Annotated in this window: 10 protein-coding genes; 7 read left to right on the top strand and 3 right to left on the bottom strand. The window is 66.7% G+C overall.

Annotated features, from left to right (window positions below; genetic code table 11):
• Positions 1-2: 2 nt before the first annotated feature.
• The 7 genes from CAL29_RS16860 (at position 3) to CAL29_RS16830 (ending at position 20,150) form a co-directional block, all read left to right on the top strand.
• Positions 3-230 carry a hypothetical protein gene (locus CAL29_RS16860; protein WP_094854250.1) on the top strand — a complete coding sequence of 76 codons (228 nt, stop codon included), beginning with the start codon at positions 3-5 and terminating at the stop codon, positions 228-230.
• Positions 208-2,385, top strand: a complete 2,178-nt coding sequence (locus CAL29_RS16855) for a type I secretion system permease/ATPase (protein ID WP_094854249.1) — start codon at positions 208-210, stop codon at positions 2,383-2,385. Before CAL29_RS16860 ends, CAL29_RS16855 begins: the two co-directional genes overlap by 23 nt.
• Entirely contained in the window at positions 2,382-3,803 is a 1,422-nt protein-coding gene (locus CAL29_RS16850) for an HlyD family type I secretion periplasmic adaptor subunit (RefSeq protein ID WP_094854248.1), read from the top strand. Before CAL29_RS16855 ends, CAL29_RS16850 begins: the two co-directional genes overlap by 4 nt.
• A gap of 101 nt (positions 3,804-3,904) precedes the next feature.
• Positions 3,905-4,531 carry a helix-turn-helix transcriptional regulator gene (locus tag CAL29_RS16845; protein ID WP_094854247.1) on the top strand — a complete coding sequence of 209 codons (627 nt, stop codon included), beginning with the start codon at positions 3,905-3,907 and terminating at the stop codon, positions 4,529-4,531.
• A gap of 150 nt (positions 4,532-4,681) precedes the next feature.
• Entirely contained in the window at positions 4,682-17,431 is a 12,750-nt protein-coding gene (locus CAL29_RS16840) for an Ig-like domain-containing protein (RefSeq protein ID WP_094854246.1), read from the top strand.
• Positions 17,432-17,495: 64 nt separating this feature from the next.
• Positions 17,496-18,179, top strand: a complete 684-nt coding sequence (locus tag CAL29_RS16835; protein WP_094854245.1) for a transglutaminase-like cysteine peptidase — start codon at positions 17,496-17,498, stop codon at positions 18,177-18,179.
• A gap of 21 nt (positions 18,180-18,200) precedes the next feature.
• Positions 18,201-20,150 carry a bifunctional diguanylate cyclase/phosphodiesterase gene (locus CAL29_RS16830; protein ID WP_094854244.1) on the top strand — a complete coding sequence of 650 codons (1,950 nt, stop codon included), beginning with the start codon at positions 18,201-18,203 and terminating at the stop codon, positions 20,148-20,150.
• 108 nt (positions 20,151-20,258) lie between these two features.
• Here the strand turns inward: CAL29_RS16830 and CAL29_RS16825 are convergent, their stop codons facing one another.
• The 3 genes from CAL29_RS16825 to CAL29_RS16815 are packed head-to-tail and all read right to left on the bottom strand — an operon-like array spanning position 20,259 to position 24,811.
• Positions 20,259-22,736, bottom strand: a complete 2,478-nt coding sequence (locus tag CAL29_RS16825; RefSeq protein WP_094854243.1) for a branched-chain amino acid ABC transporter ATP-binding protein/permease — start codon at positions 22,734-22,736, stop codon at positions 20,259-20,261.
• Positions 22,733-23,611: a branched-chain amino acid ABC transporter permease gene (locus CAL29_RS16820; RefSeq protein WP_094854242.1), complete on the bottom strand. Its 879-nt coding sequence runs from the start codon at positions 23,609-23,611 to the stop codon at positions 22,733-22,735. Before CAL29_RS16820 ends, CAL29_RS16825 begins: the two co-directional genes overlap by 4 nt.
• Before the next feature lie 15 nt (positions 23,612-23,626).
• Positions 23,627-24,811 carry an ABC transporter substrate-binding protein gene (locus CAL29_RS16815; protein WP_094854241.1) on the bottom strand — a complete coding sequence of 395 codons (1,185 nt, stop codon included), beginning with the start codon at positions 24,809-24,811 and terminating at the stop codon, positions 23,627-23,629.
• Between the last annotated feature and the right edge of the window lie 271 nt (positions 24,812-25,082).

The raw sequence follows: 25,082 nt of genomic DNA, 5'->3' as shown, positions 1-25,082 counted from the left end.
CCATGGCGACTCAAGGCAGCGATGAGCGAGCGGACGGCTTTTCCAGGCTGGACCTGGATTTCGTCCGAGTACTCGAAGATTTGATCGATACCTTGATCGCCAATGGCACATTGCGATTGACCGATCTACCGCCTGATGCGCAACGCAAGCTCAACGAGCGCAAGCAGCACCGAGCAAAATTATCCGAACATCTGGATTTGTTGAGTGATGAAGACGGACAAGTTATTTGACCGCTCGGTGGATTCGTGGCGTGTGGACCCGCGTTCGACCCACGACGATCCCTTGCTGGAATGCCTGGTCGAGCTGGCGCGCGTGCACGGCGCGCCCACGACCTCGCAGGCGCTTTCGGCCGGCCTGCCGCTGGTGGACCATCGCCTGACGCCGGCCTTGCTGCCGCGCGCGGCGGCCCGCGCGCGCCTGTCGGCGCGCGTGGTGAAGCGCTCGCTCGCCGAGATTCCGCAGGACATCCTGCCCGCCATCCTGCTTTTGCATGGCGAGCGGGCCTGCCTGCTGCTGGAAGCCCGCGACGGCGGATACCTGATCAGCCATCCCGAGCTGGGCGCCGGCTCGGTGGAGATATCCGCCGAGGAACTGGCGCGGGACTATACGGGGATGGCCTGCTATGTCCGGCCCCAGTTCCGCTTCGACGCGCGCTCGCCGGAAGTCTCCAAGGTGCGCGGCCGGCACTGGTTCTGGTCGGTGATCTTCGAGAACCGGCGTCTTTACCGGGACGCCATCGTGGCGGCGGTGCTGATCAACGTCTTCGCGCTGGCCATGCCGCTGTTCACGATGAACGTCTATGACCGGGTCGTGCCGAACAACGCGCTGGAGACCCTCTGGGTCCTGGTCGTCGGCATCGCCATCGTGGTCATCTTCAATACCATCCTGTCGACGGCGCGCGCGCACGTCATCGACAGCGCGAGCAAGAAGGTCGACGTGCGCCTGTCGGCCCTGATCATGGAGCGGGTGCTGGACCTGCGGATGGAAGGGCGGCCGGTGTCGGTCGGCTCGTTCGCCGCCAACCTGCGCTCCTTCGAGTCCATCCGCGACTTCATCGCGTCGGCGAGCATCTCGACGCTGGTCGATTTCCCGTTCGTGATCCTGTTCCTGCTCGTGCTGGCATGGATCTCGCCGTGGATGCTGATCCCGCCCGTGGTCTGCATCATCCTGATCGTGCTGGTGTCGCTCGCCGCCCAGTTCCGCATGGAGACGCTGACCATGGCGTCCTACCAGGCATCGTCCCAGCGCAACGCGACGCTGGTCGAGGCGCTGGTGGGGTTCGAGACGGTCAAGACCCTCAACGCGCAGGGCGCCGTGCAGCGGAATTGGGAACGCTCGACCGAGTACATCGCCAACATCAGCAGCAAGCTGAAGCTGATCTCCAGTTCGACGGTGGGCTTCGTGGGGGCCATGCAGCAACTGGTCTCGGTCGCCGTCGTGACCATCGGCGTTTTCCTGGCGCACGATTCCCTGATCTCGATGGGCGGCATCATCGCCGCGTCCATGATCTCGAGCCGTTGCCTGGTGCCCTTGAGCCAGGTCGCCGGGCTGTTGATGCAGTACCAGAACGCGCGGACCTCGCTGGGTTCCATCGACGGCTATATGAATTTGCCCGTCGAGCGGCCGGAGACGGCCGAGTTCCTGCATCGTCCCGTGTTCCATGGGGCGATCGAATTCCGCAACGTGTCGTTTTCCTATCCCGGCGCGGCCCAGCCGGCCCTGAAGAACGTGTCCTTCAAGCTGGCGCCCGGAGAGAGACTGGGCATCATCGGCCGCGTCGGGTCGGGCAAGACCACGCTGGAGAAGCTGATTCTCGGCCTGTACCAGCCGTCGGAGGGCATGGTGCTGCTCGACGGCGTGGACGTGCGCCAGATCGATCCGGCCGACCTGCGCCGCGCGATCGGCTACGTGCCGCAGGATCCCACGCTGTTCTTCGGCAGCCTCAAGCACAACATCGCCATGGGCGCGCCCTATGCCGATGACGCCAGCATCCTGGCCGCCGCCGACGTGGCGGGCGTGAGCGAGTTCGCGAACGTCCATCCGGACGGTTTCGACATGGCGATCGGCGAGCGCGGCGAATCGCTTTCGGGCGGACAGCGGCAATCGGTCGCGGTCGCGCGGGCGCTGGTCAACGATCCGCCCGTGCTGCTGATGGACGAACCCAGCAGCAATATGGACCACCAGAGCGAAACGCGGTTGAAGACGCAACTGGCGGGCGCCAGCGCCAACAAGACGATGCTGCTGATCACGCACCGCACGGCGCTGCTCGACCTGGTCACGCGCCTGATCGTCATCGATGCCGGACGCATCATGGCCGACGGTCCGAAGGAACAGGTCGTCGAGGCCTTGCGCAGCGGCCGGGTTGGACGGGGAGGCGGCGCATGAACACGCACGTCGAAGGCCAGGGCGGATCCTTCCTGGGTGGATTGTTGCGCCTGCCGCGCACGATTTTCGTCAAGTTTTTCGACGCGCTGCTCGAAGGCGAGGAGCGCGGCAAGCCCAAGGTGCGCGCCGGCTATGCGGGCGACGCGGAATGGGCCATCTACACCTCCGAGGCGCGCGGCGCCCGCGTGCTGCTGTGGACGTCGCTGTTCGTGGTGGCCTGCCTGCTGGTCTGGGCGGCGTTCGGCTCCATCGATGAAGTGGTGCGCGGCGAGGGCAAGGTCGTTCCTTCGCGGCAGGTGCAGGTGGTGCAGAGCCTGGACGGCGGCGTGGTCAAGGAGATCCTCGTCCAGCCGGGGCAGGAAGTGCAGCCCGGCCAGGTGCTCCTGAAGATAGACCCGACGCGTTTTGCCTCGTCGCTGGGCGAGAACCAGGCGGAATATCTCTCCCTGGAAGCCAAGGCGGCGCGCCTGCAGGCCTTGTCCACCGGCGACCCCTTCACGGTGCCGGAGGAAGTGCTGCAACAACTGCCCCAGGCCGCGGAAGCCGAGCGCAATGCGTGGATCCAGCGCACCAACGAGTTGAACGCCACGGTCAGCGTCGCCAAGGAACAGGTCAAGCAGCGCCAGGAAGAATTGCGGGAAACCCAGGCCAAGCGCGACCAGGCGGCCACGACCTGCTCGCTGACGTCCAGGGAGCTGTCGGTCACCCGTCCGCTGCTGGCCAGCGGCGCCGTGTCCGAGGTCGATCTCCTGCGCCTGCAGCGCGACGTCGCCAAGAGCTGCGGCGACCAGAAGGCCGCCGACGCACAGATCGACCGCATCCAGGCTGCCATTCAGGAAGCGCTCAGCAAGACCAAGGAGGCGGAGCTGAACATCCGCAACCAGGCGCGCAGCGAGCTGTCGGACACCAACACCAAGCTGCGCACCCTGCGGGAAGGCAAGCTGGCGCTCGCCGACAAGGTCAAGCTGTCGGAAATCCGCTCGCCGGTCCGCGGCACGGTCAAGACGCTGCTGGCCAATACGGTCGGCGGCGTGGTCCAGCCGGGCAAGGACATCATCGAGATCGTTCCCACCGACGACACGCTGCTGCTGGAAGTGCGCATCCAGCCGCGCGACATCGGTTTCCTGCACGCCCAGCAGAAGGCCGAGGTGAAGTTCACGGCCTATGACTATTCGATCTACGGCGGTCTCGAAGGCGTGGTCGAGCAGATCGGCGCGGACACCACCACCGACGAGCGCGGCAATTCGTTCTACATCGTGCGGGTGCGCACGTCGAAGGGAACCGTCGGCGACAAGCACCTGCCCATCATCCCCGGCATGGTGGCCGAGGTGCATATCCTGACCGGCAAGCGGACCGTGCTTCAGTACCTGCTCAAGCCTATCCTGCGCGCGAAGGAGAATGCGTTCACCGAGCGGTAGGCAAGGCCGGCGGGCCGGGCCCGCCCTGGGCCCCGATCCTGTTTCACGCAATCCGTGCCGCGCCGCCCCGCGCCATGGCTTGCCCAATGTCAGAGGTATGGATGCAAGTGGCACCGGTTCTGTTCGTCACACATGATGATCTGCTGTGGAAGCATTGGGCTGGCCTGGACGCGCGCCGGTGGCTGCCCGCGCGCGGACGGTCGCTGGGCGACCTGGCGCGCTGGCGCGAGCAGGGCCGGACCTTGGCCGTCGTGGATGCGGACCTGCCCAAGCTTCCCGGCTGGGCTTCCGAGCCGTGGACCAACGCCATCGCCGGCTTGCGCGTCATCGTCGCCAGCCCGCGGCCGCATGACGAGCAGGGCACCAAGGTCCTGGCGTCCGGCGCGGTCGGCTACTGCCACGCCTACGCGCCGCTGGCGTCCCTGGTGCAGATCCTGGAGGTCGTCGAGTCCGGGGAAATCTGGATGGGGCGCTCGCTGGTCACGCGCCTGTTGCGCCTGGTGGACAGCAGGACCAACGGCATGGACCAATGGCATGCGGACGTGCTGACCGAGCGCGAGGACATGGTGGTGCGGCGGGCCGCGGTCGGCCAGGCCAATGGCGAGATCGCCGCCTCGCTGGGCATTACCGAGCGCACGGTGAAGGCGCATCTTTCCTCGGCTTTCGAGAAGCTGGGGGTGAGCGACCGGCTGCAACTGGCGCTGAAGGTGCACGGCATCAGCCGATAAGGCGCGGTCCGGCGGCCCGACAGGGGAGGCCGGGCGAACGGTCTAGGACATCGGTTGTTCAATACAACCCTCGAATATGTCCTCGAGGACAATACCGGTACTTCGGTGCGATCTATAGGATTACGCCATCCTAAACCGGAGCTAAATCCCATGGCCTTCTCCACCCCCGCCGTCGTTACCCAAGTCACAGGTCGCGCATGGATCCGCAACAGCGATGGTTCGCTGACGGAATTGCACGTCGGAAGCAAGATTTCCCCCGATACGGAAATCGTGACGGCGTCGGGTGCGACGGTTGCCCTGCAGACCGAAGGCGGGATGCCGCTGACGATCGGCGAGAACCGCGACGTGGCGTTCAACGCGGAGATGGCCGGCCAGCCGGTGGACGCGTCGGAGGCCGCCGTGGCGCCCCCGGCGGGCACCGATTCGGACCGCCTGCTGGCGGCCCTGCAGAATGGCCAGGATCCGTTCGACAACCTGGATCCGACCGCGGCCACCCTGGTCTCGGGCGGCGGCGACGGCGGCGGCAGCAGTTTCGTGCGCCTGGCGCGCATCGTCGAATCGACGACCCCGCTGGACCTGGCCTATCCCAATTCGGGCGTCGGCGCATTGAATCTGCAAGCGTCCGCCGGCGTGGCGACGACCGACCAGACGGCGCCCAACAATGCCCCGACCGCGGCCGACGATACGGCCACCGGCACGGAGCGGTCGACGGTCTCGGGCAATATCCTCACCAACGACACGGACCCGGACGGCGACGCGCTGGCCATCGTGTCGGTGGGCGGCCAGCAAATGGTCACGGGCGGCGTCACGGTGACGGGTTCGAACGGCGGCACCTTCACCGTGTTCCCGGACGGAAGCTACACCTTCAATCCCGGCGACGGTTTCCATAACCTGGGCGCCGGGCAGTCGACGACCAGCAGCACGACCTATACGGTTACCGATCCGTCGGGCGCGACCTCGACCGCCACGGTCACCGTCACGGTCAACGGCTTGAACGATGCCCCCACCGGCACGGCCATCGACGGCATGACCGGCGTGGACGCCCAGAAGGTGGACGTCGACCTGTCGTCCCATTTCTCGGACATCGACAACGGCGACAAGCTGACCTATACGGCCACCGGCCTGCCCCCCGGCCTGACGATCGACCCCAATACGGGCGTGATCACCGGCACCATCGACCATTCCGCCTCGCAGGGCGGCGACAAGGGCGTGTACACCATCGTCGTGACCGCCACGGATACGAGCGGCGCGTCGGTCAGCGAACAGTTCAACTGGAACGTGACGAACCCCGCGCCGACGGCGGCCGATGACGCCAACGCGACGCAGCAGGGCGGCACCGTGACCGGCAACGTCATCAATGGCGACGCTTCGGGCGCGGGCAAGGACGTGGACCCGGACGGCGACACGCTGAAGGTCCAGTCGGTCAACGGCCAGGACGGCAACGTCGGCCAGGTGGTCGCGGGCGACCATGGCGGCACGTTCACCATCAATGCCGACGGTTCGTACACCTTCAACGCCGGCCACGATTTCGACACCTTGGCCGTGGGCAAGACGGCGGTCAGCTCGATCACCTATACGGTGACCGACAGCGAAGGCGGCACCTCGACGGCGACCCTGGCGGTGACGGTGACCGGCACCAACGACGCGCCGACCGCGGAAGGCCATATCGAAACCCAGGCGGGCCAGGATGCCGATACCGGCATCAACGTGGACGTGTCGGGCTACTTCAAGGACATCGACGACGGCGACAAGCTGACGTATTCGGCGTCGGGCCTGCCCAAGGGGCTGGAGATCGACCCGGATACGGGCAAGATCACGGGCACCATCGACCACTCGGCGTCGCAGGGCGGCGAGGGCGGCGTCTACACGGTCGTCGTCACGGCCAACGACGGCAACGGCGGCACGGCCACGCAGACCTTCACCTGGGACGTGACCAACCCCGCCCCGACGGCGGCGGACGATGCCAATGCGACGCTGCAGGGCGGCACGGCCGAGGGCAACGTCATCGCGGGCGACGCCGCGGGCGCGGGCAAGGACGTGGATCCGGACGGCGACACGCTGAAGGTCCAGTCGGTCAACGGCCAGGACGGCAACGTCGGCCAGGTGGTCGCGGGCGACCATGGCGGCACGTTCACGATCAACGCCGACGGTTCGTACACCTTCAATGCCGGCCATGATTTCGATACCCTGGCCGAAGGCAAGACGGCGACCAGCTCGATCACCTATACGGTGAGCGACGGCGAAGGCGGCACGTCGACGGCGACCTTGACGGTCACGGTCACGGGCGCCAACGATGCGCCGACGGCGGAAGGCCATATCCAGACCCAGGCGAGCCAGGATGCCGATAGCGGCATCAACGTGGACGTGTCGGGTTATTTCAAGGACATCGATGCCGGCGACAAGCTGACCTATTCGGCGTCGGGCCTGCCGACGGGCCTGATGATCGACCCGGATACGGGCAAGATCACCGGCACCATCGACCACTCGGCCTCGCAGCATCAGGAAGCGGGCCTGGAGAAGGGCGTCTACACCGTTACGGTCACGGCCGATGACGGTCATGGCGGCACGGTTACGCAGACCTTCTCCTGGGACGTCACCAACCCCGCGCCGACGGCGGCGAATGATGTTGCCGCGACCGAGCAGGGCGGCACGGCTTCCGGCAATGTCATCACGGGCGACGCTTCTGGCGCCGGCAAGGACGTGGACCCGGACGGCGACACGCTGAAGGTCCAGTCGGTCAATGGGCAGGACGGCAACGTCGGCCAGGTCGTCGCCGGCGATCATGGCGGCACGTTCACCATCAATGCCGACGGTACCTACACCTTCAACGCCGGCCACGATTTCGATAGCTTGGCCGAGGGCAAGACGGCTGTCAGTTCGGTGACCTACACGGTGACCGACAGCGAAGGCGGCATCTCGACGGCGACCTTGGCGGTGACGGTGACCGGCACCAACGATGTGCCGACGGCTGAAGGTCATATCCAGACCCAGGTGGGTCAGGACGCCGATACGGGCGTCAATGTGGACGTCTCGGGCTACTTCAAGGACATCGACGTCGGCGATACGCTGACGTATTCGGCGTCGGGTCTGCCGAAGGGCCTGGAGATCGATCCGAATACGGGCAAGATCACCGGGACCATCGATCACTCCGCTTCGCAGGGTGGCGAGGGCGGCGTTTACACGGTTGTTGTCACGGCCAACGACGGTCACGGCGGCACGGTTACGCAGACGTTCAACTGGGACGTGACCAACCCGGCGCCGACGGCGGCGGATGATGTCAATGTGACGCAGCAGGGCGGCACCGCGACCGGCAACGTCATCACTGGCGATGCTTCGGGTGCGGGCAAGGACGTGGATCCGGACGGCGACAAGCTGACGGTTCAATCGGTCAAGGGCGACGCGGGCAATGTCGGCCAGGTTATTGCCGGCGATCACGGCGGCACGTTCACGATCAATGCCGACGGTTCGTACACCTTCAACGCCGGCCACGATTTCGATACCTTGGCCGAGGGCAAGACGGCGACCAGCTCGATCACCTATACGGTGACCGATGGCGAAGGTGGCACGTCGACGGCGACCTTGACGGTCACGGTGACGGGCACCAACGACGTGCCGACGGCGGAAGGCCATATCGAAACCCAGGTGGGTCAGGATGCCGACACCGGCATCAACGTGGACGTGTCGGGTTACTTCAAGGACATCGATGCCGGCGATACGCTGACGTACTCGGCTTCGGGTCTGCCGAAGGGCCTGGAGATCGACCCGGCCACGGGCAAGATCACCGGCACCATCGATCATTCGGCCTCGCAGGGCGGTGAGAGCGGCGTTTACACGGTTGTTGTCACGGCCAACGACGGCCATGGCGGCACGATCACGCAGACCTTCAATTGGGACGTGACCAACCCGGCGCCGACGGCGGCCAATGACGTCAATGCGACGCAGCAGGGCGGCACGGCGACCGGCAACGTCATCACCGGCGATGCCGCGGGCGTGGGCAAGGACGTGGATCCCGACGGCGACAAGCTGACGGTTCAATCGGTCAATGGGCAGGCGGCCAACGTCGGCCAGGTTATCGCCGGCGACCATGGCGGCTCCTTCACGATCAATGCCGACGGCACGTACACCTTCAACGCCGGCCACGATTTCGACGCGTTGGCCCAAGGCAAGACGGCGACCAGCTCGATCACCTACACGGTGACCGACAACGAAGGTGGCACCTCGACGGCGACCTTGACCGTCACGGTCACGGGCACCAACGATGCCCCGACGGTCGACGTGATCAACAACCAAACCGGCGTGGACGCCGGCAAGGTGGATTTCGACACCGCTGGTTTCTTCCACGACAAGGACGTCGGCGACACGCTGACGTACTCCGCCTCGGGTCTGCCGACGGGCCTGACGATCGATCCGGCCACGGGCAAGATCACGGGCACGATCGACCACTCGGCCTCGCAGCATCAGGAAGCGGGTCTGGACAAGGGCGTGTACACCGTCACGGTCACGGCCAATGACGGCCATGGCGGCACGGTCACGCAGACCTTCTCCTGGGATGTCACGAACCCGGCGCCGACGGCGGCCAACGACAGCAACAGCACGCTGCAAGATGGCACCGCGACCGGCAACGTCATTACGGGCGACGCTTCGGGCGCCGGCAAGGACGTCGATCCGGACGGCGACAAGCTGACGGTTCAATCGGTCAACGGCCAAGCCGACAAGGTCGGCCAGGTTATTGCTGGCGACCACGGCGGCTCCTTCACGATCAACGCCGACGGCTCGTATACCTTCAACGCCGGCCACGATTTCGACAGCCTGGCTGAAGGCAAGACCGCGACGAGCTCGATCACCTATACGGTGACTGACAACGAGGGCGGCACCTCGACGGCGACGCTGACCGTCACGGTCACGGGCACCAATGATGTGCCGACGGCGGAAGGCCATATCCAGACCCAGGTGGGTCAGGATGCCGATACCGGCATCAATGTGGACGTGTCGGGTTACTTCAAGGACATCGACGCGGGCGACACGCTGACGTATTCGGCGTCTGGTCTGCCGAAGGGCCTGGAAATCGACCCGAACACGGGCAAGATCACCGGCACCATCGATCACTCCGCTTCGCAGGGTGGCGAGGGTGGCGTCTACACGGTCGTCGTCACGGCCAACGACGGCCATGGCGGCACGGTCACGCAAACCTTCAACTGGGATGTGACCAACCCGGCCCCGACGGCGGCGAATGATGTCAATGCGACCCAACAGGGTGGCACCGCCACCGGCAACGTCATCACGGGCGACGCTTCGGGCACGGGCAAGGACGTCGATCCGGACGGCGACAAGCTGACGGTTCAATCGGTCAACGGCCAGGCCGACAAGGTCGGTCAGGTTATCGCCGGCGATCACGGCGGCAGCTTCACGATCAATGCCGACGGCACCTATACCTTCAATGCCGGCCACGATTTCGACGCGTTGGCGCAAGGCAAGACGGCGACCAGCTCGATCACCTACACGGTGACCGACAACGAAGGCGGCATATCGACGGCGACCCTGACGGTCACGGTCACGGGCACCAACGATGTGCCGACCGCGGAAGGCCATATCCAGACCCAGGTGGGTCAGGACGCCGATACGGGCATCAACGTGGACGTGTCGGGCTACTTCAAGGACATCGACGCCGGCGATACGCTGACGTACTCGGCTTCCGGCCTGCCCAAGGGCCTGGAGATCGACCCGAACACGGGCAAGATCACCGGCACCATCGACCACTCCGCTTCGCAAGGCGGCGAGGGCGGCGTCTACACGGTCGTCGTGACGGCCAACGACGGCCATGGCGGCACGGTCACGCAGACCTTCAACTGGGACGTCACCAACCCGGCGCCCACGGCCGCTAACGACGTGAACAGCACCAGCGCGGCCGGCACCGCGACCGGCAACGTCATCACCGGCGACGCTTCGGGCGCGGGCAAGGACGTGGATCCGGACGGCGACACGCTGGTCGTGAAGTCGGTCAACGGCCAGGACGGCAACGTCGGCAAGACCATTGCCGGCGACCACGGCGGCACGTTCACCATCAACGCCGACGGTACCTACACCTTCAACGCGGGTCACGACTTCGACAACCTGAGCAATGGCACGTCGCAGACGACGTCCATCAGCTACACGGTCAGCGACGGCGAGGGCGGCACCTCGACGGCCAATCTCACCGTGACGATCACCGGCACCAACCATGCGCCGACCGTCGACGTGATCAACGACCAGACCGGCGTGGACGCCGGCAAGGTCGACTTCTCGGTCGCGAGCTACTTCCACGACCTGGATATCGGCGACAAGCTGACCTATTCGGCGTCGGGCCTGCCGGCTGGGCTGACGATCGATCCGGCCACGGGCAAGATCACGGGCACGCTGGATCACTCGGCGTCGCAACACCAGGAAGCGGGCCTGGACAAGGGCGTGTACGCCGTCACGGTCACGGCCGATGACGGCCACGGCGGCACGGTTACGCAGACGTTCAACTGGGATGTCACCAACCCGGCGCCCACGGCGGCGAATGACGCCGCCGCGACCCAGCAGGGTGGCTCGGCGACCGGCAACGTCATCACCGGCGACGCTTCGGGCGCGGGCAAGGACGTGGATCCGGACGGCGACAAGCTGACGGTGCAGTCGGTCAATGGCCAGGCGGGCAATGTCGGCCAGGTGGTCGCGGGCGACCATGGCGGCACGTTCACGATCAACGCCGACGGCACGTACACCTTCAATGCCGGCCATGATTTCGATGCCCTGGCCCAAGGCAAGACCGCCGTCAGCTCGATCACCTATACCGTGACCGATGGCGAAGGCGGCACCTCGACGGCGACCTTGGCGGTGACGGTGACCGGCACCAACGACGTGCCGACGGCGGAAGGCCATATCCAGACCCAGGTGGGCCAGGATGCGGATACCGGCATCAATGTGGACGTGTCCGGCTACTTCAAGGACATCGACGCGGGCGATACGCTGACGTACTCGGCTTCGGGTCTGCCGAAGGGCCTGGAAATCGACCCGAATACGGGCAAGATCACGGGCACCATCGACCACTCGGCCTCGCAAGGCGGCGAGGGCGGCGTCTATACGGTCGTCGTCACGGCCAACGACGGTCACGGCGGCACGGTTACGCAAACGTTCAACTGGGACGTGACCAACCCGGCGCCGACGGCGGCCAATGACGTCAATGCGACGCAGCAGGGTGGCACCGCCACCGGCAACGTCATCACCGGCGATGTCAATGGCGCGGGCAAGGACGTCGATCCGGACGGCGACAAGCTGACGGTTCAATCGGTCAACGGCCAGGCTGGCAATGTCGGCCAGGTTATTGCCGGCGACCACGGCGGCTCCTTCACGATCAACGCCGACGGCACCTACACCTTCAATGCCGGCCACGATTTCGACAGCTTAGCGCAAGGCAAGACGGCGACCAGCTCGATCACCTACACGGTGACCGACAACGAAGGCGGCACGTCGACGGCGACCTTGATCGTCATCGTTACGGGCACCAACGATGCGCCGACGGTCGACGTCATCAACAACCAAACCGGCGTGGACGCCGGCAAGGTGGACTTCGATACCGCTGGCTTCTTCCACGACAAGGATGTCGGCGACACGCTGACCTACTCGGCTTCGGGCCTGCCGACGGGCCTGACGATCGACCCGGCCACGGGCAAGATCACGGGCACGTTGGACCACTCGGCTTCGCAGCACCAGGAAGCCGGGCTGGACAAGGGCGTCTACACCGTTACGGTCACGGCCAACGACGGCCACGGCGGCACGGTCACGCAGACCTTTACCTGGGACGTGACCAACCCGGCGCCCACGGCCGCTAACGACGTCAACAGCACCAGCGCTGCGGGCACCGCGACCGGCAACGTCATTACGGGCGACAGCTCGGGCGCCGGCAAGGACGTGGACCCCGACGGCGATACGCTGAAGGTCCAGTCGGTCAACGGCCAGGACGCCAATGTCGGCAAGACCGTCGCCGGCGACCACGGCGGCACGTTCACCATCAACGCCGACGGCACCTACACCTTCAACGCGGGCCACGACTTCGACAACCTGAGCAACGGCACGTCGCAAACGACGTCGGTCAGCTATACGGTCAGCGACGGCGAGGGCGGCACCTCGACGGCCAACCTCACCGTGACGATCACCGGCACCAACCATGCGCCGACCGTCGACGTCATCAACAACCAGACGGGCGTCGACGCCGGCAAGGTCGACTTCTCGGTCGCGAGCTACTTCCACGACCAGGACGTCGGCGACAAGCTGACCTATTCGGCCTCGGGCCTGCCCACGGGTCTGACGATCGACCCGGCGACGGGCAAGATCACGGGCACGCTGGATCACTCGGCCTCGCAGCATCAGGAAGCGGGCCTGGACAAGGGCGTGTACACCGTCACGGTCACGGCCAACGACGGCCTCGGTGGCACGGTCACGCAGACCTTCACCTGGGACGTCACCAACCCGGCCCCGACGGCGGCGAATGATGTCAATGCGACCCAACAGGGCGGCACCGCCTCCGGCAACGTCATCACTGGCGATGCCAATGGCGCGGGCAAGGACGTGGACCCCGACGGCGACACGCTGAAGGTCCAGTCGGTCAACGGCCATGCCGGCAACGTCGGCCAGGTTATCGCAGGCGACCACGGCGGTTCCTTCACCATCAACGCCGACGGCACCTACACCTTCAACGCCGGCCACGATTTCGACAGCCTGGCCCAAGGCAAGACCGCGACCAGCTCGATCACCTACACGGTGACCGACAACGAAGGCGGCACCTCGACGGCGACCCTGACCGTCACGGTCACGGGCACCAACGATGTCCCGACGGTCGACGTCATCAACAACCAGACCGGCGTCGACGCCGGCAAGGTGGACTTCGATACGTCCGGCTTCTTCCACGACAAGGACGTTGGCGACACGCTGACGTACTCGGCCTCGGGCCTGCCCACGGGCCTGGCGATCGACCCGGCCACGGGCAAGATCACCGGCACGCTGGACCATTCGGCTTCGCAGCACCAGGAAGCCGGCCTGGACAAGGGCGTGTACACCGTCACGGTTACCGCCAATGACGGCCACGGTGGCACGGTCACGCAGACCTTCACCTGGGACGTCACCAACCCGGCCCCGACGGCCGCGAACGACGTGAACAGCGCCACCCCGACGGGCACGGCGACCGGCAACGTCATCAGCGGCGCCGCCGGCGGCGCGGGCAAGGACGTCGATCCGGACGGCGACACGCTCGTCGTGAAGTCGGTCAACGGGCAAGATGCCAACGTCGGCAAGACCATCGCCGGCGACCATGGCGGCACGTTCACCATCAACGCCGACGGCACCTACACCTTCAACGCCGGCCACGACTTCGACAGCCTGGCCAACGGCGCCTCGCAAACGACGTCGATCAACTACACGGTCAGCGACGGCGAGGGCGGCACCTCGAAGGCCAGCCTGACCGTGACGGTCACGGGCACCAACCATGCGCCGACCGTCGACGTGATCAACAACCAGACCGGGGTGGACGCCGGCAAGGTCGACTTCTCGGTCGCGGGCTACTTCCACGACCAGGACGCCGGCGACAAGCTGACGTACTCGGCCTCGGGCCTGCCGACGGGCCTGACGATCGACCCGGCCACGGGCAAGATCACCGGCACGCTGGACCACTCGGCTTCGCAGCACCAGGAAGCCGGCCTGGACAAGGGTGTGTATACCGTCACGGTCACGGCCAACGACGGCCACGGCGGCACGGTCACGCAGACCTTCACCTGGGACGTCACCAACCCGGCGCCCACGGCGGTCAATGACGCCAACAGCACGCTGCAAGGCGGCACGGCTGCCGGCAACGTCCTCACGGGTGACGCCAACGGCGTGGGCAAGGACTCCGATCCGGACGGCGACAGCATCGCGGTGAAGTCGGTCAACGGCGTCGACGCCAACGTCGGCAAGACCATCGCCGGCGACCACGGCGGCACGTTCGTCGTCAACGCCGACGGCAGCTACAGCTTCAACGCGGGCCATGCCTTCGACCACCTGGGTGCGGGCAAGACCGCCACCACGTCGATCAACTACACGATCAGCGACGGCGAGGGCGGCACCTCCACGGCCACCTTGACCGTCACCGTCACCGGCACCAACGACGTCCCGACCATCACGGTGGGCGCCGGCGATTCCGCGGCGGGCGTGGTCTACGAAGACACGGCCAGCGTCTACAACGGATCCCTGACCATCAAGGACACCGACGACGGCGAGAGCCTCTTCCAGGCGCAGACCGTGAAGGACGACTATGGCACCTTCACCATCGACGCCAACGGCAAGTGGAGCTACACGCTGGACAACACCAACGCGACGGTGCAGGCGCTGTCCGGCGGCGACAGCCTCCCGGTCCGCACGTTCACGGTGGTTTCGGAAGACGGCACCGCGACGTACAACGTCAACGTGACGATCAACGGCACCAATGACGCCCCGGTCGCGGCCGACAACTCGACGACCGTCGCGGTCGGCGACACCCACACCTTCACGGCGGCGGAATTCAACTTCGCCGACACGCAGGGCGAGCACAACACCCTGCAGAGCGTGATCATCAGCCGCGTTCCGACCGACGGCACCCTGACGCTGAACGGCGCGACGGTGCACGCGGGCGACGTCATCTCCGTCGACCAGATCAACGCGGGCAAGCTCGTCTACGTGCCCGGCGCGGACGGCGGCGACGCCAGCTTCGGCTTCAAGGTGGTCGACAACGGCGGCACCGACCATGGCGGCCAGGACACGTCCGGCGAGTACAACTTCGCCATCGCCACCAACCAGTTGGTGGTGGGCGGCAACGATAGCGGCGTGATCAACGGCGGCTCGGGCGACGACGTCATCGTCGGCGACCTGGGCGGCACGAAGACCGTCGTCGTGGCCGGCATGAGCTACAACATCGCGCTGATCATCGACCATTCCGGCAGCATGGCCTGGGGCCTCGACGGCAGCCAGAACCCGTCCTCCGGGCAGGATCGCATGTCGCTCGTCAAGGCCGCGCTCATCAACCTGCTGAACACCCTGGATACCCATTCCGGCGGCGTCGTCAACGTCGCCTTGATCGGCTTCGGCACCAACGCGGACAGCACCATCCCGATCCAGGGCCTGACGACCGCGAACGTCGATACGCTGATCAGCAAGATCCAGGCGATGACGGCCACCGGCGGCACGAACTACGAAGCGGCGTTCGATTCGGCGGTGTCGTGGTTCAATGCGCAGACCGCGGCGGGCAAGACGGGGGCGAACTACGAGAACGTCACCTACTTCCTGACGGACGGCGATCCGACGTATTACCTCAAGAGCTCGGGCGGAGTCGGCGGCACCGGCAACACGACGGACGTCACCACCGTGCAGCACTCGGTGGATGCCTTCGCCGCGCTGAGCAACGTGAGCGAGGTGCATGCCGTCGGCATCGGCGACGACGTGGACAGCCAGATCCTCCAGTTCTTCGACAACACGGCGGCGGGCGGAACGAGTTCCGCGACGATCGGCATCGGCAGCAACACCGCGTCCACCTTGGCGAACTTCAACAACCGGGGCAGCGGCAGCAGCGGTGGCATGAACGATGTGTCCAACTGGACCCAGTCGCTGGGCGGTTCGGGCAGCTCGATCAGCAAGAGCAACCAGCAATTCCACATCACCGACGCCAATGGCTCCGGCGCCACCACCGTCACCAGCCAGAGCTTCACGATCGGCGACAAGACCAGCGTCTCCTTCGACGTGTCGACCTCGAACTTCAACACCGGCGACACCTTCAAGTGGACCATCGAGAAGCTGGTCAACGGCCACTGGGAAGTGGCGCAGACCGGCACCAGCACCAGCGCGATCTCCAGCCTGGTGACGATGGAGTCGAACGTCCTGGGCGCCGGCACGTATCACCTGGTGTACTCGGTCACCGACAATTCGTCGGGTTCGGGCAGCTCCACGGTGAACATCGACAACATCACGACGCACGCCTATTCGAGCACGGTCACCGCGCCGGCGGGCACGGTGGACATCGTCCACCAGGCTTCCGACCTGGATGCCGTCCTGCAAGGCGGCAGCTCCCACCAGGATCCGCTGTCCGTCGGCAGCGATACGATCAACGGCGGCGATGGCAACGACATCATCTTCGGGGATACGATCAATACGGATGCGTTGTCATGGGCGGGCCATGCCGCCGGGACCCACGATGGCGCGGGCTACCAGGGCCTGGTGGACTACCTCACCGCGACCAATGGCCACGCCGCGACCACGGCGGAGGTGTACGACTATATCGCCCAGCACAGCGCCGACTTCAACGTGGTGGGCGATCCCCTCGGCAGCAACGACGTCATCCACGGCGGCGCCGGCGATGACATCATCTACGGCGGCGGCGGCAACGACGACCTGTACGGGGACGATGGCAACGACATCATCTACGCCACGTCGGGCAACAACACCCTGCATGGCGGCGCGGGCAACGACACCCTCTACGCGGGCACGGGCGCCGACACGCTGATCGGCGGGCAGGGCAACGACACCCTGGTCGGCGGCGGTGGCGGCGATACCTTCAAGTGGGAACTCCACGACCAGGGCACCACCTCCAACCCCGCCGTCGACACGGTCAAGCAGTTCTCGACCGCGGACGTCGGCTCGGGCGGCGACGTCCTGGACCTGGCCGGGCTGTTGCAGAACCCGGCTGACGGGGACCTGAGCAAGTACCTGCATTTCACCAAGGATGGCAGCAATACGGTGATCCAGGTCAGCACGCAGGGCCAGGTCGCCACCGGGTTCGACCAGAAGATCGTGCTGGAGAACGTCGACCTGATCGGCAGCCACACCACCGACCAGCAAGTGATCACCGATCTGTTGCAAAAAGGGAAGCTGCATACGCACGACTGAGGTAGCTGTGTAAGATGGGCACCTCCGCACTCCGCGGAGGCGCCCGGAGTACACCCAGACCCCCATGCCCAGATATTTACGTCCGCTCGCTTTGCAGGCGCTGTGCTGGACGCTGATACTTTGCCTGGTCGGCGGGTGGAGCCTCAGCGGCGCGCTCGAACTGGACAGCCAGAAGCTGGTGAAGCTGGCTGCCAGCCGCTATGGCGCGCGCGGCGAGCAGGCGGTCGAGGCGTGGTTGAAGGTATTGCAGGACGACCGCGAGATGTCCGAACAGGACAAGCTCGCGAGCGTCAACGATTTCTGGAACCAGCGCGTGCGCCAGTCCGACGACATGACGGTCTGGGGCGTCGAGGATTACTGGGCCACGCCGCTGGAGGCCCTGGGGAAGGGCGCGGGCGATTGCGAGGATTACGTCATCGGGAAGTATTTCTCGCTGATCAGCCTGGGCGTGCCCACCAGCAAGCTGCGTTTCGTGTACGTCCGCGCCCGCATCGGCGGGCCCGAAAGCACGGAACAGATCGCGCACATGGTGTTGGGCTATTATCCCTCGCCGAATGCCATGCCGCTGGTTCTCGACAGCTTGATTTCCACCATCCTGCCCGCGTCGCAGCGGCGGGACCTGGTCCCCGTCTTCAGTTTCAATGCGGAAGGCGTCTATGTAAATGGAAAACAGGCTGCCCCGGTCGACCGGATCGGGCGTTGGCGTAATCTGCTGCAGCGCATGGAGCGCGAAGGCATTCGACCGTAAGTCCCGCGGCGGGAAGCAACTATGTCCATTCTTCGACAACTTCTATTGAGCATCACGCTGGCCGTCGTCGTCATCCTCCTGGGGACGTTGATATTCAGCGTCAACGCGGCGCGCGACTATCTTTCCGGCCAGTTGCAGGTGCAGAGCAACGACGCGGCGGTGTCGCTGGCGCTGTCGCTGTCGCAGCCCGCGAACAGCGACCGCATCACGCAGGACCTGCTGGTCTCCGCGCTGTTCGACGGCGGCCATTTCTCCCTGGTCAAATTGACGGACCCGCAAGGCAAGGTGCTGATCTCGCGCAGCAGCGACGCCGCCGCGCCCGTGCCGGGCTGGTTCCAGCGCCTGGTGCCGCTGTCGGCCAAGTCGGCCAGCCACGTGGTGACCGACGGCTGGCGCCAACTGGGCGAGGTCACGCTGACGGCCACGGACATCTACGCCTGGGAAACGCTGTGGCGCAATAGCCTGCGTATGATCATGCTGGTGGTCGGCGCGGGGGTACTGTGGGCCTTGTTCGCCTTCGCCCTGGTGCGCTGGATCGAGAAGCGGCTGCTGGCCGAAGTCGGGGAGCAGATGCGCGCCATCGGCCGCGGCCAGTGGGGGCAGCATCTGGCGCCGCGCGTGCCGGAACTGAGCGGCATCACCGATGCCTTGAACCAGACCCGCGAGCAATTGCGGGCGACGGCCGAGGAACAGAATGCCAGGATCGAGTCGTTGCAGATCGAGGTCAACCAGGATCCCGTGACGGGCCTGGCCAACCGCAAGTACTTCATCAATGAATTCCTGCGCGAACTGGATCCGGAACTGGCGTCGACGAAGGACGCGGCCACGCCGGGCGGCCATATCCTGGTCTTCCGCCAGCGCGACCTGGGCGCCATCAACCGCTACATGCCGCGCGAGTTCGTGGACCAGTGGCTGCGCACGCTGGTCGATCGCGTGCGCGCGATGCTGGACAACATGCAGGTGGACAACGCGGTGCTGGCGCGCCTGAACGGCTCCGACTTCGCGCTGCTGATGCCCGGATGCCCGGCGCCCAAGGCCATCATGGTCGCCGAGCGCCTGCGCGCGGAGCTGCGCGCGGCCCGCATTCCGGTGGGCGAGGGCGGCCTGTGCCGCTGGGTGCAGGCCCTGGCGGACTACGCGCCGGGCGCGCGCGTGGGCGATCTGCTGGGACGCCTGGACTACGCCCTGATGCGCGGCGAAAGCTCGGGCGACGATCACGTGCAGTTGACCTCGGACGACGAACCCATGCTGTCGGCCAACAGCGAGTCGTCGTGGCGCCAGCTCATCACGGCCGGCATCGAGCGCGAGCGCTTCACCCTGTCCTTGCAGCCGCTGTCCTCCCTGGACGGGCAATTGCTGCGGCAGGAAGCCACGCTGATGCTGCACGGCGACGACGCCTCCGAGCCGATCCCGGCGCGGCTGTTCGTCCCGGCGGCGATCCGCCTGGACCTGTCGGCGGATTGCGATATCCAGGCCCTGCGGCTGGCCCTGAGCTGGCTGATGATGAATCCGGGCGAATTGACGATACGCCTGTCCATGCCGTCGCTGGGGCACCAGAATTTCCTGCTGCAACTGGAGCGCATGCTGGCCGAGAAGCGCGCGCAGGCCGGCCGCCTGCTGTTGGAGATCGACGCGCACGCCCTGGTCGAACGCCATGCCGAAGTGGCGGCGCTGTGCCGCGTGGCGGCGCAGACGGGCGCGCGGGTCGGGGTGCGCCGCCTGGCCCAGCAGTTCAACGCCCTGAGCCAGTTGCACAACCTGCAACTGGCTTATGTGAAGCTGGGCGGCGGCTTCGTCGGCGGCATGGCGCAAAGCATCGGCAGCCAGCAGTTGACGGTGTCGGTGCTGGAGACCGCGCGCGCCTTGAACATCGCCGTCTATGCCGAGGACGTGCCGGATGCCGTGACGCGGAACATCCTGGCCAACCTGGGGATCGAGATCATGAGCGGTCCCGGGGTGGCGGCGGCCTGAGGCGGCCCCCACGGCACGATCGGCTATCGCGGCCGGATGCAGGCCGCGGGCCGGCGCCCGATGGGCGTTCTGCCCGGGGCATGCCCGGATAGAACGCCGGCAGCCCGCTCACGCATGCAGATAGGCGTTGGCCAGCGCATCGTTGGCGGCGATTTCCGTCGACGTGCCCTGCGCCACGACGCGGCCGCTTTCCAGGACGTAGGCGCGGTCGGCCAGGGCCAGGGCCAGCCCCGCCATCTGGTCCACCAGCAGAATCGTCATGTTCTCCGCGCGCAGGCGGTCCAGCGAGGCAAACAGCTCGGCGATGACCTTGGGCGCCAGGCCCAGCGAGGGTTCGTCCAGCAACAGCACGCGCGGCTGGCTCATGAGGCCGCGGGCCACCGCCAGCATCTGCTGCTCGCCGCCCGAAAGCAGGCCGGCGCGCTGGTGCAGGCGTTCGCGCAGGCGCGGGAAGCGATCCAGCATTTCCTGCACGCGGGCCTCGCGGCCGGCCTGGTGCAGGAAGCCGCCCAGGCGCAGGTTGTCCAGCACCGACAGCTCGGGGAAGACCTGGCGGCCTTCGGGCACCAGCACCAGGCCCAGGCCCACCACGGTCTCGGCCGGACGGCCCTCGATGGTGTTGCCGTCGATGTGCATGGCGCCGGAATGGCTCTGGTGCAGGCCCGCCAGCGTGCGCATCAGCGTGGACTTGCCGGCGCCGTTGGCGCCCAGCAGGGCCACCATCTCGCCCTGGCGCACCTGCAGGCTGATGCCGTGCAGCACGGGTTCGGCGCCATAGCCGGCCACCAGGTCGGATACGCCCAGCAATTCGGGGCCGGCCGTCCGGGGCTCGCGGGCCGCGCTTATCTGGACGTCCAGGGATTCGCCCAGGTAGGCCTGCTTGACGGCCGGATCGTTCTGGATGTCGGCGGGTGTGCCCACGGCCAGGCGGCGGCCGGCATCCAGCACCACGAGCTGGTCGGAGATCGACATGACCAGGGTCATGTCATGTTCGACGATGGCCACGCCGATGCCGGCATCGGCGATGCGGCGCAGCAGGGTGGCGAGCATGCCCTTGTCCTCGCGGGACAGGCCGGCGGCGGGCTCGTCAAGCAGCAGCACGTCGGGGTCGGTGGCCAGGGCGCGGGCGATTTCGACCAGGCGGCGGTCGACGTGCGCCAGGTCGCCGGCCACGGCCTCGGGCGCGCCGCGGTAGCCGCAATAGGCCAGCAGCGCGCGCGCCAGGGCGCGCGGCTGCTCGCCGCGCAGATTGCGAGCCGCCAGCAGGCCGCCGAGACGGCCGCGGCCGATGGCCAGGATGACGTTTTCCTCGACGCTGAGCGAGCCGAAGAGTTGCGAGGTCTGGTAGGTGCGGGCCACGCCGCTGCGCGCGATCCGGAAGGCCGGCCGTCCGGCGAGCGAGCGCTCGCCCAGCAGCACGTCGCCGGTGGAAGGCTGGTAGAAGCCGCTCAGCATGTTCAGCGCCGTGGTCTTGCCCGCGCCGTTGGGGCCGATCAGGCTGGTGACCGCGCCGGCCGGCACCTGCATGGACAGCTCGCTGACGGCGCGCACGCCGCCGAACGTGATGCCCAGGTCCCGGGCAGCGAGGGTCGCGCGCGGGCGTTGGGCCAGGGCGACCTTTTGCGCGCCGGCGGGCGCCGCATCGGCGCCGGCGGCCATGCCCGCGCGGCCGCGGACCTGGCGCCACAGGCCCATCAGGCCATCGGGCGCCACCCATAGCACCAGCAGCAGCAAGGCGCCGAAGAAGAGCAGGCGATAGTCTTCCAGCGAGGCCAGCAGTTCGGGCAGGGCGCCGACGATCAGCGCGCCGATGACGGGGCCGGCCACCGTCCCCGAGCCGCCGATGACGACCACCAGCACGAAGAGGATGGACTGCATGAAGTTGAAGGTGTCGGGCGTGACGAAGCCCGACAAGGGCGCGAACAGGCCGCCCGCCAGGCCGGCCGCGGCCGCCGACAGGGTGAAGGCCACGGTCTTGATGACCAGGGGGTTCAGGCCGATGGACTGCGCGGCCGTCTCGCTGTCCTTGACGGCGCGCATGGCGGCGCCCCAGGCGCCGCGCGAGAGCCGCCAGTAGGCGGCCAGCAGCACGGCGGCGGCGGCCACGGCGAGCACGGTGACGGCTTGTTCGACGCCCCATGCCGCGACCAGCGGCGGCGGCGGCACGCCCATGATGCCGCTCTGGCCGCCGGTGATGCCGTCCATCTCGATGGCGGCATGCTGGACGATGAAACTGAAGGCGATGGTGATCATCGCCAGGTAGGGACCCTTGACGCGCAGCGCGGGCAGGGCCAGGAGGGCGCCCAGCGCGGCGGCCAACAGGGTGCCGGCGGCCCAGGCGGGCCAGAAGCTCCAGCCCGCCTTGGTGGTGAGGATGGCGACCACGTAGGCGCCGATGGCGTAGAAGCCCACGTGGCCGAAGGAAACCTGGCCGGTCAGGCCCAGCAGCACGTTCAGGCCGATGCCCACGATGGCGAGCAGGGCGATCTGGGCCAGCACGAAAACGTAGTAGCTGTTGAGCGTGAAGGCCAGCGCGATGGCCACGGCCGCCGCGGCCAGGCCCAGGACGAGAGACTTGGAATTCATACTTTCTTGACCTCCGCGCGGCCGAACAGGCCATTGGGTCGCGCGGCCAGCACCACGATGACCAGGAAGAAGGTGATGATCTGGGTGTAGCCGGAACCCAGGGTCACCGTGACCACGGCTTCCGCCACGCCGAAGATCAGGCCGGCGAACATGACGCCCCAGGCGCTGGAAATGCCGCCCAGGATGGCCACGGCGTACGCCTTCAGGCCGAACAGGGTGCCCATGTCGGCGTTGACGTTGAAGAGCGGCGCGATCAGCACGCCCGCCACGCCGGCCAGCAAGGTCGACAGCGCGAAGGCCGCGGCCACCGCGCGCTTGATGGGTATGCCCATCAGGCGCGCCGCGTCGCGGTTTTGCGAGACGGCCAGCAGCGCCGTGCCCCAGCGCGTGCGGCGGCCCACCAGGTGCAGGACCGCCGCCAGCGCGAAGCCCACCAGCGGAATGAGCAGTTGCAGCGGGTACACGCCCAGGCCCAGGCCGGCGACCTCGATGGGCGACACCGCCAGCGGCGAGGGCAGGCTGCGCGGCTCCTTGCCGAAGGTGTGCATGACCACGTTGTCGAGCACGATGCCCAGCGCCACGGTGGACATGAGCCAGGCATTGGAGCCGCGCGAGGCGAAGGGCCGCACCGCCAGGAACTCGACCAGGAGGCCGTATAGCGCGCAGCACGCCAGGGCCAGCACGATGGCCGGCCCCATGCCCCAGCCCAGGGTCTGGGCGAAGGTGAAGCACAGCACCGCGCCCAGCATCATCGAGCTGCCCTGGGCGAAGTTCACCGTCCCCGAGACGGCATGCGTAACGTGAAAGCCCAGGGCCGTGAGGGCGTACATGCTGCCCAGGCCCAGGCCGCTGATGAGTGCTGCCAGCAACTGCATGGAATGTTCCGCCGCTTACTTGTCCATGCCCACGGGCAGGATGCGATTGTCGATGAACTGCGCCCAGATATAGTCCTGCGCGCCGAGCGCGTCATGCTGCGTGGGCGTGAAGGGATGCTTGTACGACTTGATCAGGCCGTCGTAGCCGTCGATCTGCTCGAAGCCCTGGCGAATCGCGTCGCCGTCGGTGGAGCCGGCCTTGGCGATGGCCAGCGCGGTGAGATGCATGGCGTCGTAGGCATTGGCCACGCCCACGGCCGGCGTGATGTTCTCGGGGCCCTTCACGTCGGGATACTTGGCCTTCATCTCGGCGATGACCTTCTCGCCCACCGGCGACTGCTTGCCGAAGAAGCTGTAGGTCTGCACGAAGTGCACGGTCTTGGCGTTGGGGCCCGCCAGTTCGGTGAAGCGGCCGCCCGCGGGACCCCAGTGCGACACGATCGGCACCTTCCATCCCATGCGGTCGAGCGACTTGACCACCTGCGCCGAGGGGCCGACGTTGCCGACCAGCAGCAGCGTGTCGGCGCCGGCTTCCTTGAGCCGGGTGAGCTGCGGCACCACGTCGACGGCGGTGTCGTCGAATTTCTCGGAGCCGGCGGGCTTCATGCCCTTGGCGGCAAGCGCGGCGACGATGCCTTTCTGGTTGGACTCGCCCCAGGGGTTGTTGACCATGATCAGGCCGAACCTGGCGCTCTTGAAGGTCTTCTGGGCATAGTCGACCATGCCGGCGTCGACCTGTTCGTCGACCGCCGAGACGCGGAACACGTAATTGGGATTGGCGCCGTTCTTGGTGATGGGCGTGCCCGCGGCCCACGGGCCCATGAAGGGCACCTTGGCCTGGTTCATCAGCGGCACGATGGCCATGGAGACCGGCGTGTCCAGGCCGCCGAAAATCACCGCGGCCTTTTCCTTGTAGATCAGCTCGCGCGCGGCCGTCACGCCCTTGGCGGGATTGGCCTCGTCGTCACGGCGCACGAGTTCGAGCTTGCGGCCGCCGAGCAGGCCGCCCTGGGCGTTTATTTCGTCGATGGCCATCTGCATGCCGCGCGTAATCGCTTCGCCGGCCAGGGCCGACTGGCCCGAGAGGGCGGTGATGAGGCCGATCTTGATGGGTTCGGCCGCCTGCGCGGCGAAGCCCAGGGTGGCGCAGGCCAGGGCCAGGCTGGAGCGGACGAAGGTGCGGCGAGAAAAGCGCGACATGGAGTTCTCCCGATGATGTCGTTGTGCAAGAGGCCGGAATGGTTGCATCGGGAGTCAAAGCAAAACCCATGCCAAAACTACTTTCCCGGCGACAATACTGGCATGGCTTTTGCTTCGGTCAGGATATGTTTTTGTCGTCAAACCACTCTATTTATTGACGACAATTTATTGGACTAATGCAGCAAAAAATCGGAGCAGGGGCCTTGCGGCCGCATGCCTTGCAAGATCGATGTTGCGCAACGCGCGCACCAATGTGGCGCAGAACATGGGA

It is taken from the genome of Bordetella genomosp. 10, assembly GCF_002261225.1.
In the GTDB taxonomy this organism is placed as follows: Bacteria; Pseudomonadota; Gammaproteobacteria; order Burkholderiales; family Burkholderiaceae_B; genus Bordetella_C.
The sequence above is the reverse complement of the archived record's forward strand: the minus strand, read 5'-3'. Positions and strand labels throughout refer to the sequence as shown.